This is a genomic window from Agromyces sp. Y575 (assembly GCF_059445445.1).
Genome location: NZ_JCAIUI010000003.1, coordinates 705,899 through 729,326, shown reverse-complemented (window position 1 = coordinate 729,326; position 23,428 = coordinate 705,899). Strand labels below are relative to the sequence as shown.

The 23,428-nt window shown below is 69.4% G+C and carries 27 protein-coding genes; 12 read left to right on the top strand and 15 right to left on the bottom strand.

Annotated features, from left to right (window positions below; translation table 11 throughout):
• Positions 1-141: 141 nt before the first annotated feature.
• On the top strand, positions 142-957 hold the full coding sequence (locus AC1C2U_RS15485; protein WP_495362651.1) for a glycosyltransferase family 2 protein: 816 nt from the start codon (positions 142-144) through the stop codon (positions 955-957).
• A gap of 63 nt (positions 958-1,020) precedes the next feature.
• Here the strand turns inward: AC1C2U_RS15485 and AC1C2U_RS15480 are convergent, their stop codons facing one another.
• Positions 1,021-1,989: an alpha/beta fold hydrolase gene (locus AC1C2U_RS15480; RefSeq protein WP_495362650.1), complete on the bottom strand. Its 969-nt coding sequence runs from the start codon at positions 1,987-1,989 to the stop codon at positions 1,021-1,023.
• Between the two features lie 169 nt (positions 1,990-2,158).
• Here AC1C2U_RS15480 and AC1C2U_RS15475 point away from each other — a divergent pair, with 169 nt between their 5' ends.
• Entirely contained in the window at positions 2,159-2,536 is a 378-nt protein-coding gene (locus tag AC1C2U_RS15475; RefSeq protein ID WP_495362649.1) for a thioredoxin family protein, read from the top strand.
• Between the two features lie 15 nt (positions 2,537-2,551).
• On the opposite strand, the gene AC1C2U_RS15470 is transcribed toward AC1C2U_RS15475, so the two are convergent.
• The 4 genes from AC1C2U_RS15470 to AC1C2U_RS15455 all read right to left on the bottom strand — a co-directional run bounded on the left by AC1C2U_RS15470 (position 2,552) and on the right by AC1C2U_RS15455 (position 6,474).
• Positions 2,552-3,166 (bottom strand): hypothetical protein, encoded by a 615-nt coding sequence (locus AC1C2U_RS15470; protein ID WP_495362648.1) that lies wholly within the window; start codon positions 3,164-3,166, stop codon positions 2,552-2,554.
• Between the two features lie 57 nt (positions 3,167-3,223).
• Positions 3,224-4,111, bottom strand: coding sequence for an LLM class flavin-dependent oxidoreductase (locus AC1C2U_RS15465; protein ID WP_495362647.1), 888 nt, complete (start codon positions 4,109-4,111; stop codon positions 3,224-3,226).
• Between the two features lie 38 nt (positions 4,112-4,149).
• Complete coding sequence (locus AC1C2U_RS15460; RefSeq protein ID WP_495362646.1) at positions 4,150-5,352, bottom strand: trans-sulfuration enzyme family protein; 1,203 nt, start codon at positions 5,350-5,352, stop codon at positions 4,150-4,152.
• 153 nt (positions 5,353-5,505) lie between these two features.
• A complete protein-coding gene (locus AC1C2U_RS15455) occupies positions 5,506-6,474 on the bottom strand; it encodes an EamA family transporter (RefSeq protein WP_495362645.1) in 969 nt (322 codons plus the stop codon).
• Positions 6,475-6,567: 93 nt separating this feature from the next.
• Here AC1C2U_RS15455 and AC1C2U_RS15450 point away from each other — a divergent pair, with 93 nt between their 5' ends.
• Positions 6,568-7,116 carry a CGNR zinc finger domain-containing protein gene (locus tag AC1C2U_RS15450; protein WP_495362644.1) on the top strand — a complete coding sequence of 183 codons (549 nt, stop codon included), beginning with the start codon at positions 6,568-6,570 and terminating at the stop codon, positions 7,114-7,116.
• Between the two features lie 138 nt (positions 7,117-7,254).
• On the opposite strand, the gene rpsO is transcribed toward AC1C2U_RS15450, so the two are convergent.
• Positions 7,255-7,524, bottom strand: a complete 270-nt coding sequence (gene rpsO, locus AC1C2U_RS15445) for a 30S ribosomal protein S15 (protein ID WP_056658110.1) — start codon at positions 7,522-7,524, stop codon at positions 7,255-7,257.
• Between the two features lie 113 nt (positions 7,525-7,637).
• On the opposite strand from rpsO, the gene AC1C2U_RS15440 reads away from it, so the two are divergent.
• Positions 7,638-7,886 (top strand): hypothetical protein, encoded by a 249-nt coding sequence (locus AC1C2U_RS15440; RefSeq protein WP_495362643.1) that lies wholly within the window; start codon positions 7,638-7,640, stop codon positions 7,884-7,886.
• Positions 7,887-7,928: 42 nt separating this feature from the next.
• Here the strand turns inward: AC1C2U_RS15440 and AC1C2U_RS15435 are convergent, their stop codons facing one another.
• Entirely contained in the window at positions 7,929-8,927 is a 999-nt protein-coding gene (locus AC1C2U_RS15435) for an NAD(P)-dependent alcohol dehydrogenase (protein WP_495362757.1), read from the bottom strand.
• A 107-nt stretch (positions 8,928-9,034) separates the two neighbouring features.
• Between AC1C2U_RS15435 and AC1C2U_RS15430 the strand changes: the two genes are divergently transcribed.
• The 3 genes from AC1C2U_RS15430 (at position 9,035) to AC1C2U_RS15420 (ending at position 11,386) form a co-directional block, all read left to right on the top strand.
• Positions 9,035-9,226 (top strand): hypothetical protein, encoded by a 192-nt coding sequence (locus AC1C2U_RS15430; protein ID WP_495362642.1) that lies wholly within the window; start codon positions 9,035-9,037, stop codon positions 9,224-9,226.
• 70 nt (positions 9,227-9,296) lie between these two features.
• Positions 9,297-9,668 (top strand): DUF488 domain-containing protein, encoded by a 372-nt coding sequence (locus AC1C2U_RS15425; protein ID WP_495362641.1) that lies wholly within the window; start codon positions 9,297-9,299, stop codon positions 9,666-9,668.
• A gap of 227 nt (positions 9,669-9,895) precedes the next feature.
• Positions 9,896-11,386 carry an HNH endonuclease signature motif containing protein gene (locus AC1C2U_RS15420; RefSeq protein WP_495362640.1) on the top strand — a complete coding sequence of 497 codons (1,491 nt, stop codon included), beginning with the start codon at positions 9,896-9,898 and terminating at the stop codon, positions 11,384-11,386.
• A gap of 185 nt (positions 11,387-11,571) precedes the next feature.
• Here the strand turns inward: AC1C2U_RS15420 and AC1C2U_RS15415 are convergent, their stop codons facing one another.
• Genes AC1C2U_RS15415 through AC1C2U_RS15405 form a run of 3 tightly spaced genes read right to left on the bottom strand, consistent with a single transcriptional unit; the run spans position 11,572 to position 13,496 of the window.
• The gene (locus AC1C2U_RS15415) at positions 11,572-12,447 is read right to left on the bottom strand and encodes a CPBP family intramembrane glutamic endopeptidase (protein WP_495362639.1); all 876 of its coding nucleotides are present in this window, start codon (positions 12,445-12,447) and stop codon (positions 11,572-11,574) included.
• An 11-nt stretch (positions 12,448-12,458) separates the two neighbouring features.
• Positions 12,459-13,349 (bottom strand): hypothetical protein, encoded by an 891-nt coding sequence (locus AC1C2U_RS15410; protein ID WP_495362638.1) that lies wholly within the window; start codon positions 13,347-13,349, stop codon positions 12,459-12,461.
• 9 nt (positions 13,350-13,358) lie between these two features.
• Complete coding sequence (locus tag AC1C2U_RS15405; RefSeq protein ID WP_495362637.1) at positions 13,359-13,496, bottom strand: hypothetical protein; 138 nt, start codon at positions 13,494-13,496, stop codon at positions 13,359-13,361.
• 6 nt (positions 13,497-13,502) lie between these two features.
• On the opposite strand from AC1C2U_RS15405, the gene AC1C2U_RS15400 reads away from it, so the two are divergent.
• Positions 13,503-14,546 (top strand): M4 family metallopeptidase, encoded by a 1,044-nt coding sequence (locus tag AC1C2U_RS15400; RefSeq protein WP_495362636.1) that lies wholly within the window; start codon positions 13,503-13,505, stop codon positions 14,544-14,546.
• 30 nt (positions 14,547-14,576) lie between these two features.
• Positions 14,577-14,888 carry a protealysin inhibitor emfourin gene (locus AC1C2U_RS15395; RefSeq protein ID WP_495350591.1) on the top strand — a complete coding sequence of 104 codons (312 nt, stop codon included), beginning with the start codon at positions 14,577-14,579 and terminating at the stop codon, positions 14,886-14,888.
• Here AC1C2U_RS15395 and AC1C2U_RS15390 read toward each other — a convergent pair.
• Positions 14,788-15,498: a lysoplasmalogenase gene (locus AC1C2U_RS15390; protein ID WP_495362635.1), complete on the bottom strand. Its 711-nt coding sequence runs from the start codon at positions 15,496-15,498 to the stop codon at positions 14,788-14,790. The genes AC1C2U_RS15395 and AC1C2U_RS15390 overlap by 101 nt on opposite strands.
• Positions 15,499-15,592: 94 nt before the next feature.
• Between AC1C2U_RS15390 and AC1C2U_RS15385 the strand changes: the two genes are divergently transcribed.
• On the top strand, positions 15,593-16,618 hold the full coding sequence (locus tag AC1C2U_RS15385; RefSeq protein ID WP_495362634.1) for a hypothetical protein: 1,026 nt from the start codon (positions 15,593-15,595) through the stop codon (positions 16,616-16,618).
• A 4-nt stretch (positions 16,619-16,622) separates the two neighbouring features.
• Here AC1C2U_RS15385 and AC1C2U_RS15380 read toward each other — a convergent pair whose 3' ends face one another.
• From AC1C2U_RS15380 to AC1C2U_RS15370, 3 genes are all read right to left on the bottom strand, one after another.
• Entirely contained in the window at positions 16,623-16,994 is a 372-nt protein-coding gene (locus tag AC1C2U_RS15380) for an FKBP-type peptidyl-prolyl cis-trans isomerase (RefSeq protein ID WP_495350594.1), read from the bottom strand.
• Between the two features lie 298 nt (positions 16,995-17,292).
• Positions 17,293-18,450, bottom strand: a complete 1,158-nt coding sequence (locus tag AC1C2U_RS15375; protein ID WP_495362633.1) for a PrsW family intramembrane metalloprotease — start codon at positions 18,448-18,450, stop codon at positions 17,293-17,295.
• Positions 18,451-18,459: 9 nt separating this feature from the next.
• On the bottom strand, positions 18,460-19,866 hold the full coding sequence (locus AC1C2U_RS15370; protein WP_495362632.1) for an FAD-binding oxidoreductase: 1,407 nt from the start codon (positions 19,864-19,866) through the stop codon (positions 18,460-18,462).
• Positions 19,867-19,941: 75 nt separating this feature from the next.
• On the opposite strand from AC1C2U_RS15370, the gene AC1C2U_RS15365 reads away from it, so the two are divergent.
• Positions 19,942-21,585, top strand: a complete 1,644-nt coding sequence (locus AC1C2U_RS15365; RefSeq protein ID WP_495362631.1) for a DNA-3-methyladenine glycosylase 2 family protein — start codon at positions 19,942-19,944, stop codon at positions 21,583-21,585.
• Positions 21,586-21,628: 43 nt separating this feature from the next.
• On the top strand, positions 21,629-22,300 hold the full coding sequence (locus tag AC1C2U_RS15360) for a FadR/GntR family transcriptional regulator (protein ID WP_495362630.1): 672 nt from the start codon (positions 21,629-21,631) through the stop codon (positions 22,298-22,300).
• Positions 22,301-22,388: 88 nt separating this feature from the next.
• On the opposite strand, the gene AC1C2U_RS15355 is transcribed toward AC1C2U_RS15360, so the two are convergent.
• Complete coding sequence (locus AC1C2U_RS15355; protein WP_495362629.1) at positions 22,389-23,375, bottom strand: ABC transporter substrate-binding protein; 987 nt, start codon at positions 23,373-23,375, stop codon at positions 22,389-22,391.
• Positions 23,376-23,428 lie beyond the last annotated feature (53 nt).

Below are 23,428 nucleotides of genomic sequence, written 5' to 3'. Positions count from 1 at the left end.
GAAGGGCAGCTTCTTGCCCTTCACCCCGTTGACGTCTTCGGTGGAGTACGCGTACGTGAGCACCGGCGTCGCGATCGCAAACTCGTCCGAGCACGCACGATTCGTGCGTCACGACGCGACGCGATGGCTAGACTCGCCGAGATGGGCACGATTTCGGTCATCATTCCGAGCCTGAACGACGCGGGCTACCTCGCAGCCTGCCTCGAAGCGCTCGAAGGGCAGACGCGGCCCGCCGACGAGATCATCGTGGTCGACAACGGGTCGACGGATGCCACGGCCGACGTCGCTCGCGCGGCCGGCGCGCGTGTCGTCACCGAGCCGCTGCGCGGCATCTGGCCGGCGACTGCCGCAGGCTTCGACGCGGCATCCGGCGAACTGCTCGCTCGCCTCGATGCCGATTCGGTGCCCGCACCGGACTGGCTGGCCGAGGTGGAATGGCGCATGACGCAGCCCGACCGACCGACCGTGGTGACGAACGGCGGCACGTTCTACGGCGGCAATGCCGTCGTGCGCTGGATCGCCCGCAACATCTATATCGGCGGCTACTTCACCGTGATCGGTCCACTGCTCGGTCATCCGCCGATCTTCGGTTCGAACTACGCGATGCGCGCCGACGCCTGGCACGAGCTCCGAAGCATCGTGCACCGCGACCGCGCCGACGTGCACGACGATCTCGACCTCGCCTGGTCGATGAGGCCCGGCATGACGGTCGTGCGCGACCGACGTCTCCTGGTCGGGGTCTCCGCACGGCCGTTCGACAGCTTCGACGGTCTTGCCCGTCGCGCGCGGATGGCGTTCCACACGATGTCGGTCGATTCACGGGAGTGGCCGCCGCTGACGCGCCGCGCTGAACGACGGCGTGCGCCCGCCTGGGTGTGGGAGTCCGAGGGTGCTGAGCCGCCGAGCCTCGACGTGGTCGAGCACGACGGTGACGGTGAGAAGCCGCTCCCTGCGTGACTCGCATCGCGGGCCCGTCGAAAGACAGCGCTGCCGCCGCACGGCCCCGCCGCCGCCCTGGAGCTACGGTGTGGCGTCGGTCGCGGCGAAGAGGGTGAGCATGTCGCGCACGAGCTGGTGCGGCGCGGTCTCGCATGGGCTGTGCCCTGTGGGGTACACCGCGATACGGGCGCCGATCTCGCGAGCGAATCGTTCGTGCAATGCGCGTGGCCAGAGGTCATGCTCGCCGACGGCGACGAGCTTGGGTACGGGCGCCGCGGTGAGGCTCGCGCGCACGTCGGGCGTCTGCATCATGAGCGCGATGATGTCGTCGACGCTCGCTCGCCGGGTCAGCGCGAATCGTTCGCGCACGAACGCGAGCCGTCGTGGCGGCACCCGGTTGAGGTTGTTTCGGATGCCCCACAACATGAGCGTTGCACCCTGCCGCGGCGACGTGAAGCCGCTGATCTGTCCGATGCGCTTGACGCCGCGGAACGCCTGGCCCGACTCTGGCGGCGCGCTCAGCAACGTGAGACTCGCGAATCGGTCGGGTCGTTCGAGCAAGGCGAGCTCTGCGAGCGTTCCGGCGAAGCTGTAGCCGAGCACATGGGCGCTGCCCGCCCCGTCGTCGAGCACCGCGAGCAGGTCGTCGAGGAAGAGCCGTTGGTCGTAGCGGGCGCGCGGCGGATCGAGGTTCCATGGACCCGCTCGCCACGATTCGTACTGCCCGGCGAGGTCGAACGCCTCGACTCGGTAGCCCGCCGCCGCGAGGAGCGGCATCATCAGCACGAAGTCTTCCTTCGAGCCCGTCGCCCCGGGCACGAGCACGATCCGCGGTGCAGACGCCGGCCCGAGCGCGACCCGTGCCAATGCCCCGCTCGGCGCAGCGAAGCTCGAGTGCTCCGTGCCGGCGGGGAATGCGCGCCAGTCGATATCGGGGATCGCCTCATCGAGCAGGCGGGCTTCGTCGACCGCGACTCCCGGATCCGACGACCCGTTGGGAACCGGCTCGCGCCGACGGAACGAACCGAGCGCTCCTCCGAATGCGACCACGACCTCACGATACCGGCGACGTCCGATCCTGCGCACGCAACCCGCTCGAGAGGCCCGCTTCAGCTCATGCGGCGCCGACGGCGTCTCGCGGTCGGATGCAGATGTCGCGCACAGGCCGCGCAGAGCGAACATCGAGCGCGGGCACAGCGAGCGCGTTTAGGCTGGAGGCATGGCAACCGTTGCACTCACCCTCGACGACTTCGAGAAGACGATCCTCGAGGGCGGCACCGTCTTCGTCGATTTCTGGGCGGGGTGGTGCGGCCCATGCCTGCAGTTCGCGCCGCACTACGATGCGGCATCCGAGTCGAACCCCGACCTCACCTTCGCGAAGGTCGACACCGAAGAACAGCAGCAGCTCGCCGCGGCGATGAACATCACATCGATTCCGACGATCATGGCGTTCAAAGACGGCATCGGCGTGTTCGCGCAGGCCGGTGCACTGCCCCGGCCGATGCTCGACGAGCTCGTCTCGCAGGTGCGAGCACTCGACATGGAGCAGGTGCGCGCCGACCTCGCCAAGCAGGAGGCCGAGGAAGCCTCGGCCTGAACAGCTTTGGCAGGCTCAGTCCGTCGGGGCATCCCCGAAGTGCTCGAGCCCGCTGAGGTCGAGTTCGACTTTGTAGGGGCGCGAGTCCCCGATCACGAGCGCGGGCACTCGCACATACCGGCCGCGCACCCGCAGGCCGTCGACCCGGTCGCGCCACCGCTCATCGGCGGCCCCATCGAGGAACCCTGCGTGGCGGGGTCGGTCGCCGCCGACGAGCTGCACTCCGATGCGGTAGCGCCGCGAGAGCCAGCGGCTCGCTCGAGGCACGAGCACTGCGTGCTGCTCCGGACCACCATGCAGGCGTGCCAACTCGATCGCCGGTTGATGGCGGTGCGTGTCGGCGACGGGTGTGACGGCTCGCACCTCGCGCTCGACCCGCGGCGCGTCGACGAGTTCGATGCCGTCGAGGGTCGTGAGGTCTCCCCACTGGTCGGGGTTCGTCCGCCGGGACCCGCGCACGAGACCGGCGACCAGCCACGCGACCGCCGCCACGATCAGCAGCACGAACGGCCAGAACAGCCACGGCGCGGCATCCGGTCGCACGAAGCCCGTTGCGAGGAGCAGCACGAGGACGACGAGATACGGGAGCGGCTCCCAAGCGAGCAACGGCTTCGAACGGGGCGCAGGCATGAGAATCAGGCTATCGCGACGGATGCCGCGGCACCCGCGGATGCCTCGGCGACACGCTCAGCGCAGGCTCGGCATGAGCTGCGCCACCTCGTCGAGCACCGACTCGTCGCCGACGTAGAGGCCCTGCTCGCGCGGCCAGTGGGCCACGACGTCGGTGAATCCGAGTTCGGCCGCTCGTCTCACGGCGTCTTCGAAGGCGGCCACGCTCGACAGGCTGTACAGCGACTCCGAGTCGAGTGAGAGAGTGCGGTCGAGGCTCGACGCGTCGCGCCCGACATTCGCGCAGGCTTCATCGAGACGTGAACTCAGCTCGGCGAGGCGCCGCCACCAGGCTTCGGTGTCGTCGACACTCCCGCCGGTCGTCACCCAGCCGTCACCGAGTCGCGCCGCGACCTCGAGCCCCTTCGGGCCTTCGGCCGCCAGGTGCAGCGGCATGCGCGGATGCTGCGCCGGCTCGCCGACCATGCGGGCGCCCGAAGCCGTGAACCACTCGCCCTCGAACGAGATGCCCTCCGATCCCGGCTGCTCGAAGCGCAGCAGCACGTCGAGCGCCTCGGTGAACTCGACGAACCGCTCGAAGCGCTGCCGCGGAGAGTACTCGGGCTGGCCGAGCACGTACGCGTCGAACCCGGTGCCGCCCGAGCCGACGCCGAGCAGCAGTCGGCCGCCCGAGATCTGGTCGAGTGTCGCGACATCCTTCGCGAACGGCACCGGGTGCCGGAAGTTCGGGCTCGCCACGAAGGTACCGAGCCGGATGCGCTCGGTGACCATCGCCGCCGCGGTGAGCGTCGGCACGGTCGCATGCCAGCGCTCTCCGGCGAGGCCACGCCACGAGAGGTGGTCGTAGGTCCAGGCGTGATCGAAGCCGAGTTCCTCGGCGCCGCGCCAGTAGCGGGCGGCCTCGGGCCAGTCGTGCTGCGGAAGGATGACGATGCCGAAACGCATGAACCGAGTCTAGGCAACGCCGCGGCACCGGCCAGGCCTCAGCCCGCGATCGGGCCCACTGCGGCGTCGAGCGCCTGCCGCAGATCGTCGATCAGATCGTCGGCACCCTCGAGCCCGATCGAGAATCGCAGGTGCCCGTAGCGCTTGAACCCCTCGGGGTAGAACGCGACTCGCGGCCCCGTCGTGCCGACGTGCACGATGAGCGACTCGTCGTGCCCGAGCGAGACCGCCGACGTCACGATGCGCAGGGCCGCGACGAACGCATTCTGCACCTCAGGGCCGCCGTCGACGGCGAACGACATCACGCCGCCGAAGGCTCCGCCGAACTGCGCGGTCGCCAGTTCGTGCTGCGGATGCCCCGACAGACCGGGATACGCGACGAACGCGATGCGCGAGTCCGCGTCGAGTGCCTCCGCCACGAGCAGGGCGGTCGTGAACGTCTGGCGCAGGCGCAGCGGCAGCGTCACGGATCCGCGCATGATGAGCCACGCGTTGAATGGGCTGATGACCCCGCCGACGTCGACCATCGCATCGGCCTTCAGCTCGGCGACGAGCTCGCGACGGCCGATGACCGCCCCGCCCATGGCATCGCCATGCCCGTTGATGTACTTCGTGAGCGAGTGCACCGAGAGGTCGGCGCCGTGGTCGAGCGGTCGGAAGAACGGCGGCGGGGTGAACGTCGAGTCGACGCTGAGCAGCGCACCGGCCTCGTGCGCGATGGCCGCGACGCTCGCGACATCCGTCACCTTCGTCGTCGGGTTCGCGATCGCCTCGATGTGCACGAGCCGGGTGTTCGGTCGCACGGCAGCGCGCACCGCTGAGAGGTCGCTCGTATCGACGAAATCGGCGTGGATGCCGTACTTGTCGGGCAGCAGCTCGGTGAACAGCCGGAAGGTCGCCTCGTACGAGACATCCGACACGACGACGTGGTCGCCCGACTTCAGGAATGTGAAGAACACCGCGTGCAGCGCCGCGACGCCGCTCGCGAGCACGACCGCGTCTTCACCGTGCTCGAGGATCGCGAGTTTGCGCTGCAGGCCGATCTGGTTCGCACCCGAATTGCGCGTGTAGAGCGGCGCCTCGGTGCCCGACCAGCTCATCGTCGACGGATCGTCGGGCAAGGCGTAGGAGTTCGCCATCACGATCGGGGTGCGGATGGCCCCGGAGCCGCCGTCGACGGCATTGCCGGCGTGCACCGCCTGGGTCGAGTCGGCGAGATGGGTCCAGTCCGCACGTGTCATGGCTCGACGCTACGCCTGCCGAACCGAGTGTTACGGCGCGCGGCAACTGCGGGTTGAGGAGGCGCGCCAGCGCCGTCTCGAAACCCCAACGATTCAGCAAGCAGGTTTCGCGACACTCGCTGCGCTCCCTCCTCAACCCACGAGTACCTGTCTCTACTCATGGCGGCCTTCTGCCGGAACCGGCACGAGGTCGATGTCGAGGGCGGTCGCCGCGGCATCGCGCGGCCGCTCGAACCGCACCAGCACGATGCCGCCGAGGATGAGCAGCCCGCCGAGCCCCTGCAGCGGGCCGACCGCTTCGCCGAGCACGAACCACGCGACGATCGCGGCGAAGATCACCTCGGAGAGACCGAGGAACGACGAAAGCCGGGTGCCGAGCAGCCGGATCGCGCTGATGCCTGCGACGTAGGCGAAGGCGGTCGAGACGACGCCGACCGTGAGTACCGGCGCCCACCACGGTGCGATCGCGCCGAGGTACGGCACGTCGACGAAGGTCGCCGTGTACGGCACGATGCCGATCGCCCCGACCGCGCCGAGCGCGATGGCACCGACCACGAAGCCGCTCGCTGCGAGGGCGATCGGCGGCACCGAGGCATCCGCTCGCTCGCCCAGCACGTAGTAGACGCAGACGCCGACCATCGCGAGGCCCGCGAGCAGCAGGCCGACGACGTCGAGCCCGCCACCTCCCGGCCCGACGACGAGCACGAGGCCGGCGATCGCGAGCACCGACCCTGCGATCACGACGAGCTGCGGCGCACGGCGCTGCCGCGCCCAGGCGAAGAGCACGAGCGCGACGGGCGCGAGGTACTCGATGAGCAGGGCCGTGCTCACGGGAATGAGCGCGATCGACGCGTAGAAGGCCACCTGGGTGCCGACGACGGCGATGAGCGAGTATGCGAGCACCGTCCAGCGGGCGCGCCACAGTGGCCGGAGGTCGAAGCGCAGGGCGATGAGGCCCGGAACGATGAGCACGAGCGCGGCGACGCTGATGCGCGCGAAGACCGCCGCGCCGGGCGACCAACCCGACTCGAGGAGCGGTTTCACCACCGCGCCGCCCGCGCCGAATGCGAGCCCGGCGCCGAGGCCGAGAACGATGCCGAGGATGCCCCGCGAACCGCGCATCACCGTCTCCTTGGTTTGTCGGGGCGTCGGGCCTCGTCATGACCGAACGACGTTATGCTCGTGACAGTACCGGAGACGGAAGTCAGGAGTCAAATGATTTTCACCGATGACACGACGGCTGCGCTCAACTTCGTCGCCGCGCTCGCCGACACCGTGCCCGAGGCATCCGAATCGGGTACCGACGAGCTCTCCACGCCCGGACAATTGGCAGCGATCCTCGATGCGTGGGGGTACTCGGGCCGCCGCGACGGCGACGCCCGCGAGGTCGCCGACATCGCGGCGGCGCGCGATCGCCTGCGCACGCTCTGGCGCCTCGACCGAGACGAGGCCGTGACCGAGGTGAACGCGATCCTCGCCGAGGCGAACGCCCTGCCCCGATTGGTTCGGCACGACGACCTCGACTGGCACATCCATGCGACCTCGCAAGACGCGCCGCTGACCGAACGCATCCTCGTCGAGGCCGCGATGGCGTTCGTCGACGTCATCCGTGCCGGCGAGACGAACCGCCTGCGCGGCTGTGACGCCGACGACTGCGCCGGGATCTTCGTCGACCTGTCGAAGAACGCGTCGCGCCGATTCTGCAGCACCCGCTGCGGCAACCGCATGGCCGCGCGGGCGCACCGCGCGCGCGTCGGCGTGTAGCCGCGACACGCGAAACGGGCCGCCACCCGGAGGTGACGACCCGTTCGAAGAAGTTCGCGGTATCAGCGACAGCCGCAGAGACTACTCTGCTTAGCGGCGCAGCTCCTTAGCGGCGCAGCTCCTTAGCGGCGCAGCTCCTTAGCGGCGCAGACCGAGACGCTCGATGAGCTTGCGGTAGCGGTTGATGTCCACATCGGCGAGGTAGCCGAGCAGACGCCGACGCTGACCGACGAGGAGGAGCAGGCCACGACGCGAGTGGTGGTCGTGCTTGTGCTCCTTCAGGTGCTCGGTGAGGTCTTTGATTCGCTTCGTGAGGAGCGCGATCTGAACCTCGGGGGATCCAGTGTCACCGGGGTGCGTCGCGTACTCTTCGATGATCGCCTTCTTGACATCAGCTTCAAGTGCCATAGATGGGATCCCCTTTCTCCTTGTTGCGCGCTGCCCGTGGCCGAATGCCTGGGCTCTCTTTCTGCGCGGCCGTCATGACGGCAACCTCAATACTCTACCAGAGCGGATGCGGCGTGGCCGCCCGTGCGGCTCGACGTGCTGGTGCTCCACTCATGGTGCTGTTCGTAGCAATCGTGGTCGGCATCCTGCCGCTCATTTGGTACGCGGTGAAGTCTGGCACGACAGCGGTGATCGAGGTTGCGGCGCCGCAGCAGTCGGCCGCGAGCGCGCGGCTCGGCGAGCTCGGCCGGCTGCGCGCGGAGGGCTTGATCTCGGAGTCCGAATACTCGTCGAAGCGCGCAGAGGTCCTGCGCGAGCTCTGATCCCCGCGGTTGGCGCCACCACGACGCGGGTTCGCGCCGACATCAGCCGAGCGCGATGACCACCTTGCCGAGCACCTCGCCGGCGCGGAGACGCTCGAGGTGACGCGGTACCTGTTCGAGCGGGTGCGGGCCGTCAAGGATCGCCCGCAGCTCGCCGGCGACGGCCAGCGCGGCGAGTTCGGGCAAGTCGCGGTTCGGGACCGCAGCAAGCAACCCGACATGGCCGGCGGCGGCATTCCGGCTGCCGCGCGCGCTCGCGAGGAGCACCTGCATGATGCGGCTAGGACTCCCACCGATGGCGACGGCACGCCCGCCGTCGGCGAGCAGCTCGCGGGACCGCGAGGGCGGCAATGCGCCCACCACGTCGAGCACGAGATCGTAGGGCGCGGGTGACGTCGCCGCGCCCTCGATGCCCGCTCCGTCGATACCCGTACCGACGACGTCCGCACCGAGTTCGACGAGCGCGTCGAACTTCCACGCCGCGCGCTCGACCGCCGTCACATGCGCCCCAGCGCGCGCCGCGAGCTGGATCGCGAACGTGCCGACTCCCCCGCCGGCGCCGACGATGAGCACGCGTCGCCCGCCCAGCGCGCCGTTCTGAGCGATCGCGCCTGCGCCGCCGAGCGCCCGCCATGCCATGCTCGCGGCCTGCGGAAGTGCGGCGGCGGTGAGATCGTCGAGTCTGGGCGGCCTCGAAACGAGGGCCTCCTCAGGCGCAACCACGAACTCGGCGAAGCCGCCCCAGCCCGACGCCGAGAGTTCGCCGAAGACGGCATCTCCCACCCGATGCCGGCTCGTGCCGCGGCCAACGGCGACGACCGCGCCCGAGACATCCGAGCCGATCACCCGATGCTTCGGACGGAACGGCGCCGCGAGGCGCACGAGCGTTGCGCCGATGGCGAGGTCGACATCCCAAGAGTTGAGCGACACCGCGGCGACCCGCACCGCAACCTCGCCGGCCGCCGGCACTGGCTCCGGGACATCGGCGAGCCGCATGACGCGCTCGGGCGGGCCGTACCGGTCGAGCACGATCGCACGCATCGGCACGGCATCCCTCCCCTCGCACAACGGGTGCTCCGAGGAGAGCGAGACCCGACTCTGCGCGGCGGATGCTTGCGGCCGGACGCGAGGTGCGCGAAGCTGCCCGCATGCGGATCCTCCCCGTCGTCATCGGCGCGATCGTCGCCGTCATGGGCGTGGTCTTCATGCTGCAGGGGTTCGGCGTGATCGGCGGCAGCCAGATGACGGGCTCCACCGTGTGGGCAGTTCTCGGGCCGATCATCGCGCTCCTCGGCATCGGGCTCATCGCCTACGGGGTGCGCGGCCGCCGCAAGGGCTGACAGCGCGCACACCGACGCACGCCGAACGCGGGTGCTTGGCAGAACGGACGCCCCGGGGCAGACTGGCCCCATGGGGTTCGTCATCAAACGGGTCTACGACGCGGCGGAGGCATCCGACGGCTATCGAGTATTGGTCGATCGGCTCTGGCCGCGCGGCGTGAGCAAAGAGCGCGCCGAGCTCGACCTGTGGGACCAGGAGGTCGCGCCCTCCCCCGAACTCCGCGCCGAGTGGCATCACAACCGCGAACGGTTCGACGAGTTCGCCGAGCGCTATCGGCGCGAACTCGACGAGAACGAGGCGGCGCGGGAGCTCATCGCCCTGGGCGGCGAGCACGAGCGGGTGACTCTGCTTTTCGGGGCGCGCGACGAGGAGATCAACCACGCGACCGTGCTGCTGGAGTGGCTCGCCGAGCACGGGGCATCCGTCGACCGCAGCGCATGAGCCATACGGCGCCAGTTCAGGACGCAGATCGCACACCGATCGCACACTGATCGTGCGCGTCGTGCCGGCGCCAACCGTGGTCCGTTCGAGGCTGCCGGACTCGGACATCATCCTGGTTCGAGGTGGGTCGAGCTGGCTCGTCGAGAGTGACGCATCCTCAGAATTCGTAGAATGATCAGCGCTTTCATGTAGATCTCGATGTCGGTGGGTGCTGGTTGAATGAAGACATGCCAGCCACCGCGATCGCACCGTCAGAGACGGCGTTGGCCTTCGAGCTTGCGGCGATCTCGGCGTTCGACGGCATGATCCGGCAGATCCAGGCCGACCAGTTCCGGCGCATCGGGCGCGCTCGTGAACTCGCTGCAGAGGTCGAGGGCGTGACCGCGGCGAGCAGCGCGTCGCAGCGCGACCTCGCCGAACGCTCGTTCGTCGCCGAGCTCGCGACGACGCTCGGTCAGCACGAGGCATCCGCAGCCCGACTGGTCGACGAGGCCGACCGGCTGACCGGCCCGCGCTGGGCGACCCTCACTGCGCTCGAGCGCGGCGACCTCGGCCTGACGCAGGTGCGATCAGTACTCGAGCTCACCCGGGCACTGCCGCCTGACGTCGCCGACGCGGTCGAACAGGTGGCCCTCGATGCTGCCACCGCTGCGGCGGCCGACGGCACGGTCTCGACGAACGCCGATGTGCGTCGACGCATGCGCAGGGCGGCCGAGCGCTTGCACCCCGAGGCGTTGGCCGCACGGCGGGTGCGTGCCGTCGACGAACGGCGGGTGTGCGTCGACCCGGCGCCAGATGGCATGGCGTGGCTGAGCGTGCTCCTCGAAGCCGAGCGTGCGCTCGCGATCAAGCACCGGCTCGACGCGCTTGCGGCGCGCGATGCATCGGGCGATGTTCGCACGACCCGCTCCTGCACCGCCGACCTGCGAACGACGGCTCAGCGCGCCGCCGATCTCGCGGCCGATCTCCTGCTCGGCGGCACGCTGGCCGACGACGAGCGCACCCGTTCCGGCGCAGCTGCGACCGGCAGTGTGCATCCGCGCATCAACGTCACGGTGCCGGTGCTGACGCTGCTCGGGCTCTCCGACGAGCCGGCCGACCTCGAGGGCTACGGTCCCATCGACGCCGATACTGCTCGGCGGCTCGCAGCGCACGCGCCCTCGATGCGACGCATCCTCGTGCACCCCGAGACCGGCGCGGTGCTCAGCTACGGCCGCGAACACTACCGGGCGCCCGCCGACCTCGACGGCTTCGTGCGTTCGCGTGACGGCGGCTGCCGGTTCCCGGGCTGCTCACGCCGCGCCGACCTCACCGACCTCGACCACACTCGTGCGTGGGCGCACGGCGGCAAGACCGAGGCGTCGAACCTCGCGGCGCTGTGTCGCCTCCATCACCGCTTGAAGCATGAGAGCGAATGGCGCGTCGTGCACGAACCCGGCGGGGTCCTGCGCTGGACCTCGCCGGCCGGGCACCTCTTGCGCACGCAGCCCGAACGGCCGTTCATGTCGGTCGGGGCGGGCGAGGGGGTCGCACCGCCCGATCCACCGCCAGACCATCCGAAACCACTGAACCCACTGAACCCACTGAACACTGCGGCGCAGCAGAGCGCCGATCCGCACGGAGGTATCGATCCGCAGCGGAGCGCCGATCCGCAGCAGAGCTGTGATGAGGAGTTCGCAGCACTTGTGCTTCGATACTCGAACGAAGCACCGTTCTGATCATTTGTCGCGCTGTGCCTCATTCGCGCACGGTTCGATCGCGCAGCGTTCACTCATCGCGCAGCGTTCACTCATCGAGCGCCGTTCACTCGTCGCGCCGTTCGTCGCGCAAAGTTCGCGGGTCACACCGCCCGTCGTTCGCGCGCCGTGACAGTGCGAACAGCAAGATCGCCGGGTTCGTTGCCCTACGGCGCCAGCAGGAAGATCGCCGGCCACCCCGTGTGCGCGTAGACGATGACGGCGAAGACAACTGCGTCGAAGAGCATGTGCACGACGAACACGTACGTGAGCGACTTCGTGAGCTTGAACGTATAGCCCTGGATCAACGCGAACGGGATGGTGAGCAGCGGCCCCCACGACTGGTAGCCGAGCTCCCACAGGAACGACACGAACACGATCGACTGCAGCAGGTTCGCCTGCCACGACGGGAAGTGCCGTCGCAGCAGCACGAAGACCGTGCAAACGAAGAAGAGCTCGTCCCACGTGCCGACGGCGGCGACGCCGACGAACAGGCGCGCGATCGTGTCGGGCTCGGTCACGGTCGGCCAGTTCTCGTAGACACCCGAGGTGATGAAGTAGAACGGCAGAATGAGCCAGCCCGCGAGCGTCACGAAGATCAGGTAGAGCCACTGCGTGCGGTTCCAGCGCCGCCCGGTGCGCCACGGGAAGCGGATCACGTGCTCGCGATAGACGAATCGCGAGATGACGTACGGCACGAGCACGGCGAGCCCGAGCACGACCGCGAACCGCACCATTCCCTCATTGCTGAGGTCGGCCTTGAGCGAGACGGTCGAGATGATGACCTGTCCGACGGCGATGAGCGCGAGATCGGCGAGCAGCCGCTCGGTGCGGCCCGAGCGGTCGCAGAGCCACGCGGCGAGGAGGCCCGCTGCGAGCATCGCGTAACCCGCGATCGGCACCATGAAGCCGAAGAGCAACACCGCGGCACCGCACACGAGGAGCGCCGGAACGAGGGCGATCGGATGCGTTCGCAGTTCGGGCAGCCCATCGGATGCCGCGGCGCGGGCGTCGGGCGCCTGGTCCTCGTTCATGCGCGACATCAGCTGTTCCCCTACTCGTCGTCGCCGAGCTCGCCGCGACGCGATGCCCGGGCCCAGCGGGTGAGGAAGACGGCTCCGGCTTCGTCGTGGATGAGGTCGCCCGCGGTGAGCACCGGATATCCCGTGGCCGGGATGCCCTCGGCTGGGCGCACGTCGACGTGCCGCACGCGCTCGCCGCGCCCGTGCAGCCAATCGGCCATGCGATAGTCGCCGCGCGAGTCGCCCATCGTGCGCCAGTGCTGCGGTCGGATGCCTCGCGCTTCGAGCAGTTCGACAGCGCGTGCAGCCCCGAGGTCCTTGCCGAGGCGCACCGATTCGACGTCGGTCGAGATGATCGTCGGGTCGATGCGCCAGTGCACGCGCCCCGCGGCATCCGGTCGCTCGTCGCCCTCACAGATCGTGCCGAAGCCGCGGTCGGCGAGTGCGGCGCCGGCGTGCGCATCGAAGCGCGGTCGGGCTGCGAGGTAGTCATCGGATGCCACGTGCACGTGCTGCTCGACCGACACCATCGCGCGCTTGGTGTCGTCGAAGAACGCGAACTCTTCGAAGTGCGCCTCGACGTACGCGCGCATATCGGCGGCGAAGTCGGCAGGCATCGCGAGGTCGAGGTCGACGAAGATCTCGCCGAGTCCGTCGAGGTCGATCGCGGCCCAGACCGCGCCTTTCTCGCAGATCGCCCAGACGGGCGCGCCCGGCTCGAGCCCCGCGGCGAGGAGCGGCGGTACGACCTGCTCGGTGATGAACGCATCGGAGCGCCCTGTGTTGAATATCACTGGGTTGCCGGCGTTGGCGAGCGCCGCGAGATCGCGAGCGATCGACGGGATCGCGATCGAGCGCGTCACAGGACTCGCGATGGGCCCGTCGACGTCGAGCAGGAGGCCGAGGAGCGGGGCGGAGGTCACGCGTCCAGCCTACGGGCGCGGCGCCCCGCCGATGTCGTCGCCTGCAGGCGCGAGCACCTCTGGACGCGACGCCTCGCCGTCGTCCCCGGCAGGCGCGAGCACCTCTGGGCGCGGCGCCCCGCGGATGTCGCCGGCAGGTGCGAGCATCGAGCCATGCAGCAGATCGTGCCCCCTTACCTGCTCGACCGCATCGCCCAGGCGGCCGGCCCACGGTTCCCGCTCGCGGCCGAGGCCGCGAGGCGTGCCCTGCTGCGCGAGCCCTCGGCACGACTCGGCCCTGAGGCCATGCCCGACCTCCCGAGCGTGCTGCCAGACGCCCCGTCGATGCCCGACCGTCGCATCTCCGACGCCGAGGGTCGCGAGGTGCTGCCCGGTCGGCTCGTGCGCCGCGAAGGCGAACGTGCAACGGGCGACGAAGCCGTCGATGACGCCTACGACGGCCTGGGCGATACGCATCGCATGTTCGACCGGGTCTTCGGCCGCGACTCGATCGACGGCGCCGGCATGCCCCTCGAGGCGACCGTGCACTTCGGCGACCGCTACGACAACGCCTTCTGGGACGGCGAACGCATGGTGTTCGGCGACGGCGACGGCGAGATCTTCCGCGGATTCACCGATTCGCTGAGCGTGATCGGCCACGAGCTCGCCCATGGGGTCACCGAGCACACGGCGAAGCTGCGCTATCAGGGGCAGTCGGGGGCGCTCAACGAGCACGTCTCCGACGCCTTCGGCGCGCTCGTCGAGCAGTACGCGCTCGGTCAAGACGCCGAAGCCGCGAGCTGGTTGATCGGCGAGGGCATCTTCACCGACGAAGTGCAAGGGCGGGCGCTGCGGTCGATGCTCGAACCGGGCACCGCGTACGACGACGACGTGCTGGGCCGCGACCCGCAGCCCGATCACATGCGCGACTACATCGAGACTTCCGACGACAACGGCGGCGTGCACCTGAACTCCGGCATCCCGAACCGAGCGTTCGCGCTCGCTGCGCTCGAGCTCGGCGGCTTCGCCTGGGAGCACGTCGGGCGCATCTGGTACGACGCGCTCACCTCGGGCCGGCTGCCCGTCGACGTCGACTTCGCCACGTTCGCGGCCGAGACGGTGCGGTCGGCACGTGATCGGTACGGACGCGACAGTGCTGAAGAGCGCGCCGTCGCGGGCGGCTGGTCGGCGGTCGGCATCGAGGTACCCACGGAGTAGGTAGCGCGACGGCGAGAGTACGATCGGCCCATGGACGTCATCGTGTCCCGCAGCGGTGGCCTCGCCGGGTTGAGGCTCACCTGGGAGGTTCGCGTCGACGAGCAGCCCGACCCCGACGAGTGGTACATCCTCATCGACGAGATCCCATGGGGCGACCCGCCCCCGCTGCCGCCCGAGCCCGACCGGTTCGTGTACCGCATCCGCTGCCCACCGCACGAGGCGACGCTCGCCGAGCGTCAGCTCACGGGGCCGTGGCGTCAGCTCGTCGACCGCGTGCAGGAGACGACGGATCCGCAGCGGCGCGGTCCGCGCGAATCGCCGCCACCACGCCCCACGCGATGAGGCCCTGAGCCGCCAGGTAGGTCGACATGACGATGAGGTCGTGAGCGGCGACCCCGTACCCGGGCAGGAACCTCCCGAGGGCGAGCACCGAATCCGAGACGACGAAGAACGCGCCGCCGAGGGCGATCCACTTCCCGTGCATCGACGCGCAGGTCGCCATCATGCCGATGGCCGCCGCGTACAGCACGATCGGCGCGGCGAGCATGCCGGCATGCGGCAGCAGCAGGCCGAGCAGGACGATCATCCACACCCAGTACACGTACGACCAGACCGGCGGGCGGCGACGGGCGCGGGGCATCCGCAAGAACAGCACGATGTAGACGACGTGTGCGAACAGGAACGAAGCAAGCCCGGCCACGAACCAGCCGTCACCCGGGAAGGAGAGCAGCACATCGCCGCCCCAGGAGAACGCGATGCCGGCCAACAGCATCGGCACGGCGCCTCGAATCGGGCGCACGAGGAGCACCACCGCCAAGGCGAGCAACGGCATCAGCAGCGCCTTGGTCGCCGTCACACTCCACGCCGGGCCGACGTACAGCAGCACGAGGTGAGCCGCCGAAAACACCAGATACGGCACGAACGCGATGAGGGGCGATCGGAATCGGTTCACAAGTCGTACTCTTTCGATGCGGGCCATTGATCTTCGATGCGGGCCATTGATCTTCGATGCGGGCCACTGATCGGCCGCATGCCAGACTACCGAAGTGCAGCTTCCGGCGATCGACACCGTCTCCCTCACCCGTCCGATATCGAGCGCGGATCTCGCGGCGCAACGGAAGCGGGATCTCGCGGCGGGCCGCGCCAATCCGCGGCCGGCGATCGGACTCGGGGTGTTCCTCGGGGTGATCGGCGTCGGCTGCCTCGCGATGGCGGTCTACGGAATCGTCGCAGCGTTCGGCTGGGCATGGTTCGCTGCGCTCGCGATCGTCGTGGCGTGCGCGATATTCGGCGCGATCACGGTCGGCGTCGTCGCGATCTGGCGCCTGGTCACCGGCATGCCGGCGAAGGCCGGTGCCAGGCTGCATCGCTTCGCCGAGCTGAACGATCTCGACTACGAGCCGGATGCCGCACCAAGGCTGCCGGGCCATCTCTTCGAGCAGCTCCGCGGGAAACCGCGCAATTCGCGGTTCTCGACGAGATCGGGCCGCATGGTCGAGATCGGCAACCTGCTCTACGTGCAGACGAGGGCCGGCACGTCGGTGAGGATCTCGATCGGACCCGGCGGTTCGACGAGCACCTCTGCCGACCCCGCGTCGTATTGGAGATACGTCGCCGTACGCCTCGACGCTCCGCTGCCGCACATGGTGCTCGAACCTCAGGGGCGAACGACGGAGGGACGTGCGTTCCCCGTCGACTTCGACGGAGATCAGCACCTCTCACTCGAGGGCGACTTCGACCGGCACTTCCACCTGTTCGTACCGAAGGAGTACGAGCGCGATGCGCTCTACATCTTCACCCCCGACCTCATGGCGGCGATGATCGACGAAGCGCCCGGAATGCACATCGAGATCGTCGACGACTGGGTGATCTTCAGCCGCAACGGCCGGGCCGACTTCGCGGCACCGTCGACGTGGGCGGCGATCGATCAGATCGCGAACCGCGCGGCATCCAGAATCGTCAAACGCGGTGGCCGCTATCGCGACGAGCGCGTGGTCAGCGGAACGTCGACGGCCGGGAGGGACGCGGTGCTGCGCACCGTGGCCCCTGCCGGCCGTCGACTTGAAAGCTGAGCGGTCAGCTGACGCCGAGCAGGTCGATCACGAAGATGAGCGTCTTGCCGGACAGCTGGTGGCCGCCGCCTGCCGGGCCATAGGCCTGCTGCGGGGGCACGGTGAGCTTGCGCCGGCCGCCGACCTTCATGCCAGGGATGCCCGCTTGCCAGCCGCTGATGAGCGAGCTGAGCGGGAAGTTGATCGACTGGCCACGACCCCACGAGGAGTCGAACTCCTCGCCGCTGTCGTACTCGACGCCGAGGTAGTGCACGTCGACCGTCGAGCCGGGCTGCGCCTCGGCGCCGTCGCCCACGACGATGTCTTCGATCACCAGGTCGACGGGAGCCGGACCCTCGGGGGCGTCGATCTCAGGCTTGCTGTTCGTATCGGTCATGCATCAACCCAAACAGGTTCGCGGCTTCGTCGCAATCGCGGACAACCGTCCACTCCCCTCTTGCGCTGACTGCGAACACGTTGCATTCTGGAATTCAAGGACTCGTCGCCTGGTAGAGATGTCGGCAATGCCACACCACAGGGAGGCGAGTTTCTTTGTGCGGGCGAGGTGGAGCAGTTGGGCACACCGGCTGGCGATCACTCCGAAGAGCCGGCTCCGCCCGGACCCCGGAGCCCGGACCTGAGACCTGAGACCTGAGACCCGTGACCCGTGAGCAGAGAGCAGAGAGCAGAGAGCCTCAGCTCACGAGTATGCGGCGCTCCTCGACGACTGCCGCGAGGAGCGCCCGTTCGTCGACCAGCGTGCGCTCGCTCGCGAGCCCCGTCGCGATGCGCTGCCGAGTGAAGGCCAGGTGCGTGGCATCCGTGATCAGCTGCTTCATCACGCCGATGCGCGGCGGCGTCTGCGACTTCGCCCAAGCTTTCGCCTGGCGCCTGCCCGCGGGCGTTGCGAGCATCTCCACTTCGGCCGGGCTGAACCAGCCGGCAGCGCCGTACTCGGCGAGTCGATGTCTGGTGACCCGCACCTCTTGCCTGCGAAGGAAGAACGTGAGCAGCACGGCGGCGATGAAGATCGGCACCTGCACTGTGAAGTAGAGCCCGATGGCATCGTCGGCGAAGGCGAGCGAACCGTTCCAGAGGGCGTGCAGAAGTACCGCGCCGAGGAGGCCGAGCAGGAACCAGCCGATCACGCCCGCTCCCCCGCCCCGACGCGCGCCGATGCCGATCGCAAGGCCGGTGCACACCGTGAAGAGCACGTGCGCGAACGGCGAGAAGAGACCGCGCACGACGAACGTCGCACCGAGGGTCTGCGCGCCTCCCTCCGCGAGTGCGGTGCCGAAGTACAGCACGTTCTCGGTGAACGCGAAACCCGCCGCGACCGTGGCCGCATAGACGAGCCCGTCGACCGGTCCGTCGAAGTGCGAGCGCGAGAACGCGAAGATGAGGAGCACCCCGATGCCCTTGGCGAGCTCTTCGACGATGGGCGCCTGCACGACCGCCTGCAGGGCCTCGTCGCGCGCACCACCCGGTTCGGCGAACGCGAGCGCAAGCTGCACCCCGAGATCGACGAGCAGGGCGATTGCGACCGACACCGCGGCGCCCCACAGGAACGCGAACCAGAGCGCCCAGCGCGGCTCGGGCTCCCAGCGGTCGACCCAGCGCACGGCGAGCAGCACGAGCGCGAGCGGCACGAGCGCGAGGAGCGAGCCGATGGCGAGCGTGGACAGGCCGAATCCGATCGCGATGTAGGCGAGGACGAGCAGCCCGACGATGCCGCCGATGATGATGCCGACGATCGCGAAGACCAGCCCGCCGCTTCTCGCCTTCGGCGGTGCCGTCCAGATCGGCGGTGCGGGCGACGGGTTCTGGGCGGGGTCGGGGGCCACGGTGGTCACCCGGGCAGCCTATCGAGCGGGCGGCGCGGATGCCTCGAACATGACCCCCGGGTTCAGGATGCTTGTGGGGTCGAAGAGCGCTTTGATGCCGCGCTGCAGCTCGAACGAGTCGTCGCCGAGCTCGTCGGCCAGCCACCGCCGCTTCAGGATGCCGACGCCGTGCTCTCCGGTGAGCGTGCCGCCGAGCGCGACCGCCGTGCGGAACATGGCGTCGGCCGCGGCCCACACGTCTTCGGGCACCTCATCGCCCGTGAATACGAAATTGGGATGCAGGTTGCCGTCGCCGGCGTGCGCGATCGTCGGAATCTCGATGCCGTAGCGCTCGCCGATCTCCTCGATGGCGCGGAACATCTCGGGCAGACGCGAGCGCGGCACTGCCACGTCTTCGATGAGCACGTTGCCCGATGCGGCGAGCGCGGGGTGCATGGCGCGGCGAATGCCGAGCAGACGCTCGCCCGTCGCGGCATCCGTCGACAGGGTCGCCCGTCCGCCCGACGCGACGAACAGGCGGGCGATCTCAGCGGCCTCGTCGGCTGAGCCGGCACCGTCGGTCTGCGCCAATAGGAAGGTCTCGGCGGGTGCCATCGATTCGAGCGGCGTGCCCGCGAGCCCGGCCGGGCCGATGTAGGCGGCAACGCGGGCGAGGCCGGCGGCGTCGATGAGTTCGAGCACGGCCGGCCGCAGGCGGGCTGCGGTGACGGCAGCGGATGCCGCGGCCGCCGCCTCGATGTCGGGGAACACTGCGGCGACGGTGACGGTGACGCCACGTGTGACCGGTTGGAGGCGCACCGTCGCTTCGACGATGACGCCCAGCGTGCCCTCGGAGCCCGTGAAGAGTGCAGTGAGGTCGTAGCCGGTGACGCCCTTCACCGTGCGGTGGCCGGTGCGGAGGAGCCTCCCGTCGGCGAGCACGACGGCGAGGCCCAGCACGGCCTCGCGGGTGACGCCGTACTTCGCGCAGAGGAGACCGCCGGCATTGGTCGCGATGTTGCCGCCGATCGAGGAGATCGCCCGGCTCGCCGGGTCGGGCGCGAACCAGAGCCCGCGCGGGGCGATGGCGTCGTTGAGGTCGCCGTTGAGCACGCCGGGCTCGACCACTGCGAGCTCGTCGGCCTCGGAGATCTCGAGCACGCGGTTCATGCGTGAGAGGTCGAGCATGATCGCACCGGGACTCGCGATGCCGCCACCCGCGAGGCCCGTGCCGGCGCCGCGGGGTACCACGGGCGTGCCGGTCTCGTGCGCGATGCGCATCACGGTCTGCACCTCGGCGACGGATGCCGCGTGAACGACGGCGATCGGCGGCGTGGCGCTTCTCCACCCGGATCGGTCTTCCCGACTGGACTCGAGGTCGGCCGATTCCGTCGACACGGATGCCCCGAGGGCATCTTGCAGGAGGGTCACGGCGACGTGCGGCATCCCTCCACCATACGTTGGACCGCTCGTGTCCGATTTCCGCCGGTCGATGTCGGCTGGGCATGCGATGCTGGGGGCATGACCACCGCAACGAGCACGCGCCGGCTCGCAACCGATCCGCTCGACGACCCCGAGTTCGCCGAGCGTTACCGTGCGATGCAGGCGCGCGACTCGCGCTTCGACGGGCAGTTCATCACGGGCGTGCACTCCACCGGCATCTACTGCCGGCCGAGCTGCCCGGCCGTGGCTCCGAAGGCGTCGAACGTGAGCTTCTACCTCACTGCCGCTGCCGCACACGAGGCGGGGCTGCGCGCGTGCAAGCGGTGCCTGCCCGATGCCGTGCCGGGTTCACCCCAATGGGACCTGCGCGACGACCTCGCGGCGCGCGCCATGCGACTCATCGCAGACGGTGTCGTCGAGCGCGATGGCGTGCCGGGCCTCGCGGCCCGACTGGGCTACACACCCCGTCACCTCACGCGCGTGCTCACCGCCGAGCTGGGCGCCGGGCCGCTGGCGCTCGCCCGTGCCCATCGCGCCCAGACGGCGAGAGCTCTGCTCACCTCGACGATGCTGCCCGCGGCCGACGTCGCCTTCGCCTCGGGGTTCGGCAGCATCCGCCAGTTCAACGACACGATCCGCGAGGTCTACGAGCGCAGCCCGCTCGAGCTTCGTGCGGCCGCCAGAGTGCGCGAGCGCGAGCGACGATCAGCACCCCGTCGATCAACGACCCGAGGCGCCGGCGAACCCGCCGTGGCGGGCGACCGTTCTCAGTTCTCCGTGCCCGCCTCGTTCTCTGCTCCCGCATCGTCCTCCGTGCCTGCGGCGCCCGTCGAGGGCGGCGTGGTGCGCCTGCGCCTGCCGGCGAGGCCGCCGTTCGACTCCGCCGGAGTGTTCGACTGGCTCGCGGCGCGCGCTCTCGACGGGGTCGAGCGGGTTCACGCCGGCCGGTACGAACGCACACTCTTGCTGCCGAGCGGTGCGGCGAGCATCTCACTGGCACCGGCGGGCGACACGAGCGCCCCCGCCATCGACGTCGAGGCGCGGCTCACGACCCTCGCCGATCTCCCGCCGCTCGTCGCCCGCGTGCGGCGGCTCTTCGATCTCGACGCCGACGCGCTCGCCATCGACGCGGCACTTTCGAGCGACCATGCGCTCGCGGCATCCGTTGCAGAGACGCCGGGAATTCGGGTACCCGGATGCCTCGATCCGCACGAACTCGTCTTCCGCGCGCTCATCGGGCAACAGGTGTCGGTGAAGTCGGCACGCACGTCGCTCGCGCGTCTCGCGTCCGAACTCGGCGAGCACATCGCGCCGCGCGATGACGGAGCGCCGACTGTGCTCTTCCCCTCGGCAGCGGCGATCGCCGAGCATGGTCACACAGTGCTCAGAGGCCCTGCCGCGCGGGTACGCACGATCATCGACGTTGCGGTCCGTCTCGACTCGGGCGCTCTCGTCGTCGCCGCCGAGTGCGAACGCCACGAGCTTGCGGCCGAATTGCTCTCGGTGCCGGGCATCGGCCCATGGACGGCCGGGTACGTCTCCATGCGGGTGACCCGCGCACCCGATGTGCTGCTCACGGGCGACCTGGCACTCCGCAACGGAGCCGAGCGACTGGGGCTGCCCGCCGGTGCCGCCGAGCTCGGGCGTGTCGGGCTTCGCTGGGCACCTTGGCGCAGCTACGCATCGATGCATCTCTGGCGCGCCGCCGGCACAAAGATCTGATGTCTGTACTCGTGCGTGCGCCCCGACGCGGTACGATCTCGGCATGGCGGTCACCGATGAAGCAATTCTGCGCATCAAAGAGATGATCATCGCGGGTGAGCTCTCGCCCGGGGATCGGCTGCCCCCCGAGAAGGAGCTGAGCGAACGGCTCGGCCTCTCGCGCTCCTCACTGCGAGAAGCCGTCAAGGCACTCGAAGTGATCCGAGTGCTCGATGTGCGCCGCGGCGACGGCACCTACGTCACGAGCCTCGAACCGCGACTGCTGCTCGAGGCGATGTCGTTCGTCGTCGACCTGCACGACGATCATTCGGTGCTCGAGATCTTCGCGGTTCGCCGCATCCTCGAACCTGCGGCCACGGCCCTCGCAGCCCGCAACGCCGATGCCGCCGACATGCAACGCCTCCGTGAGATCGTCGCGAGCGTCGACCATGCCGCCGATGTCGAGGGGCTCGTCGAACACGACCTCGAGTTCCACCGTGGCATCGCCGACGCCGCTGGCAACACCTACCTCGCAAGCCTCATCGACTCGCTGTCGAGTCACACGGTGCGGGCCCGCATCTGGCGCGGAATCACGCAGGAGAACGCCGTCGAGCGCACCCTCTCCGAGCACCATGCGATCCTCGACGCGATCGTCGCGGGCGATGCCGATCTCGCTTCGGCGCTCACCGTGGTGCACGTGAGCGGTGTCGAGCAGTGGCTCCGCGCCGCACTCTGAGCACGGTGTTCTGAGCGCGTTCCGGGAAGGGCGCTCTGCGCACGCGAAAGGGCGCCGGCCGAAGCCGACGCCCCGAGACTTCCGGAACCTACTCGTAGAGCACGGCCTGGATCTCGTCGTCGTCGATGTTCGACGCGTCGTACCAGTAGTAGCCCGTATCGATCGTCTTCGGCAGTTCCTCGCCGTCGAGCGCCTCGACCGCGGCTTTGACCGTCTCGTAGCCGATGCCGACCGGGTTCTGCGTGATCGCGCCGGTCATCAGGCCGTCGCGGATCGCATCCATCTGCGCCTTGCCGGAGTCGAACCCGACCACGACGAGCTGGCTCGGGTCGATACCGAGTTCCTTCACGGCCTGCACGACGCCGATCGCAGAACCCTCATTCGAGCCGTAGATGCCCTTGAGGTCGGGGTTGGCCGCGAGGATCGCCTTTGCGAGGTCGGCGGACTTCGCCTGGTCGCCGCCGCCGTACTGCACGTCGACGATCTCGATGTTCGGCTCGTTCTCCTCCATGTAGTCGACGAAGCCGTCGCGACGCTCCTGGCCGGTGACCGAGGTCTGGTCGTGCACGACGAGGGCGACCTTGCCCTCGTGGTCGACGGCCTCGGCCATGTGTTTGGCAGCCTCAGCGGCAGCGGCGAGGTTGTCGGTCGCTGCGGTTGTGAGCGGGACGTCGCTGTCGACGCCCGAGTCGAACGCGATGACCGGGATGTTCGAGTCCTTCGCCTGCTGCAGCAGTGGACCGGCCGCCTGGCTGTCGAGGGCCGCGAACCCGATCGCCGCGGGGTTCTTGTCGAGCGCGGTCTGCAGCTGCTGGATCTGCTGGTCGACGTCGGCCTCGGTGTCGGGACCCTCGAAGGTGATCTCGACGTCGAATTCCTCCGCCGCCTGCTCGGCGCCCGACTTCACGGCCTGCCAGAACTGGTGTTGGAAGCCCTTCGAGACGAGCGCGATGTACGGCTTGTCACCGTCGCCTCCTCCCGAGCCCGAACCTCCGCCGTCGCTCGCGCAACCGGCGAGCACGAGGGCTGCGGCAACGGCGCCGACGATCACGCCCATCCTTCGCTTCTTGAACATGTCACTCCTTGGTGTTGTGGGTATTCGTGGTGGTGCGGGTTGTGCCGGGCGCG

Excerpts from the sequence above, each read along its gene's own strand:
- AC1C2U_RS15455 (WP_495362645.1), bottom strand. The coding sequence starts at position 6,474 with ATGCGCGGTTCGCGGGGCATCCTCGGCATCGTTCTCGGCCTCGGCGCC.
- AC1C2U_RS15425 (WP_495362641.1), top strand. The coding sequence starts at position 9,297 with ATGGGGTTCGTCATCAAACGGGTCTACGACGCGGCGGAGGCATCCGAC.
- AC1C2U_RS15415 (WP_495362639.1), bottom strand. The coding sequence starts at position 12,447 with ATGTCGCGCATGAACGAGGACCAGGCGCCCGACGCCCGCGCCGCGGCA.
- AC1C2U_RS15405 (WP_495362637.1), bottom strand. The coding sequence starts at position 13,496 with ATGCTCGCACCTGCCGGCGACATCCGCGGGGCGCCGCGCCCAGAGGTG.
- AC1C2U_RS15420 (WP_495362640.1), top strand. The coding sequence starts at position 9,896 with ATGCCAGCCACCGCGATCGCACCGTCAGAGACGGCGTTGGCCTTCGAG.
- AC1C2U_RS15400 (WP_495362636.1), top strand. The coding sequence starts at position 13,503 with ATGCAGCAGATCGTGCCCCCTTACCTGCTCGACCGCATCGCCCAGGCG.
- AC1C2U_RS15485 (WP_495362651.1), top strand. The coding sequence starts at position 142 with ATGGGCACGATTTCGGTCATCATTCCGAGCCTGAACGACGCGGGCTAC.
- AC1C2U_RS15430 (WP_495362642.1), top strand. The coding sequence starts at position 9,035 with ATGCGGATCCTCCCCGTCGTCATCGGCGCGATCGTCGCCGTCATGGGC.
- AC1C2U_RS15355 (WP_495362629.1), bottom strand. The coding sequence starts at position 23,375 with ATGTTCAAGAAGCGAAGGATGGGCGTGATCGTCGGCGCCGTTGCCGCA.
- AC1C2U_RS15365 (WP_495362631.1), top strand. The coding sequence starts at position 19,942 with ATGACCACCGCAACGAGCACGCGCCGGCTCGCAACCGATCCGCTCGAC.
- AC1C2U_RS15460 (WP_495362646.1), bottom strand. The coding sequence starts at position 5,352 with ATGACACGTGCGGACTGGACCCATCTCGCCGACTCGACCCAGGCGGTG.
- AC1C2U_RS15395 (WP_495350591.1), top strand. The coding sequence starts at position 14,577 with ATGGACGTCATCGTGTCCCGCAGCGGTGGCCTCGCCGGGTTGAGGCTC.
- AC1C2U_RS15360 (WP_495362630.1), top strand. The coding sequence starts at position 21,629 with ATGGCGGTCACCGATGAAGCAATTCTGCGCATCAAAGAGATGATCATC.
- AC1C2U_RS15450 (WP_495362644.1), top strand. The coding sequence starts at position 6,568 with ATGATTTTCACCGATGACACGACGGCTGCGCTCAACTTCGTCGCCGCG.
- AC1C2U_RS15465 (WP_495362647.1), bottom strand. The coding sequence starts at position 4,111 with ATGCGTTTCGGCATCGTCATCCTTCCGCAGCACGACTGGCCCGAGGCC.
- AC1C2U_RS15380 (WP_495350594.1), bottom strand. The coding sequence starts at position 16,994 with ATGACCGATACGAACAGCAAGCCTGAGATCGACGCCCCCGAGGGTCCG.
- AC1C2U_RS15370 (WP_495362632.1), bottom strand. The coding sequence starts at position 19,866 with ATGCCGCACGTCGCCGTGACCCTCCTGCAAGATGCCCTCGGGGCATCC.
- AC1C2U_RS15470 (WP_495362648.1), bottom strand. The coding sequence starts at position 3,166 with ATGCCTGCGCCCCGTTCGAAGCCGTTGCTCGCTTGGGAGCCGCTCCCG.
- AC1C2U_RS15475 (WP_495362649.1), top strand. The coding sequence starts at position 2,159 with ATGGCAACCGTTGCACTCACCCTCGACGACTTCGAGAAGACGATCCTC.
- rpsO (WP_056658110.1), bottom strand. The coding sequence starts at position 7,524 with ATGGCACTTGAAGCTGATGTCAAGAAGGCGATCATCGAAGAGTACGCG.
- AC1C2U_RS15435 (WP_495362757.1), bottom strand. The coding sequence starts at position 8,927 with ATGCGTGCGATCGTGCTCGACCGGTACGGCCCGCCCGAGCGCGTCATG.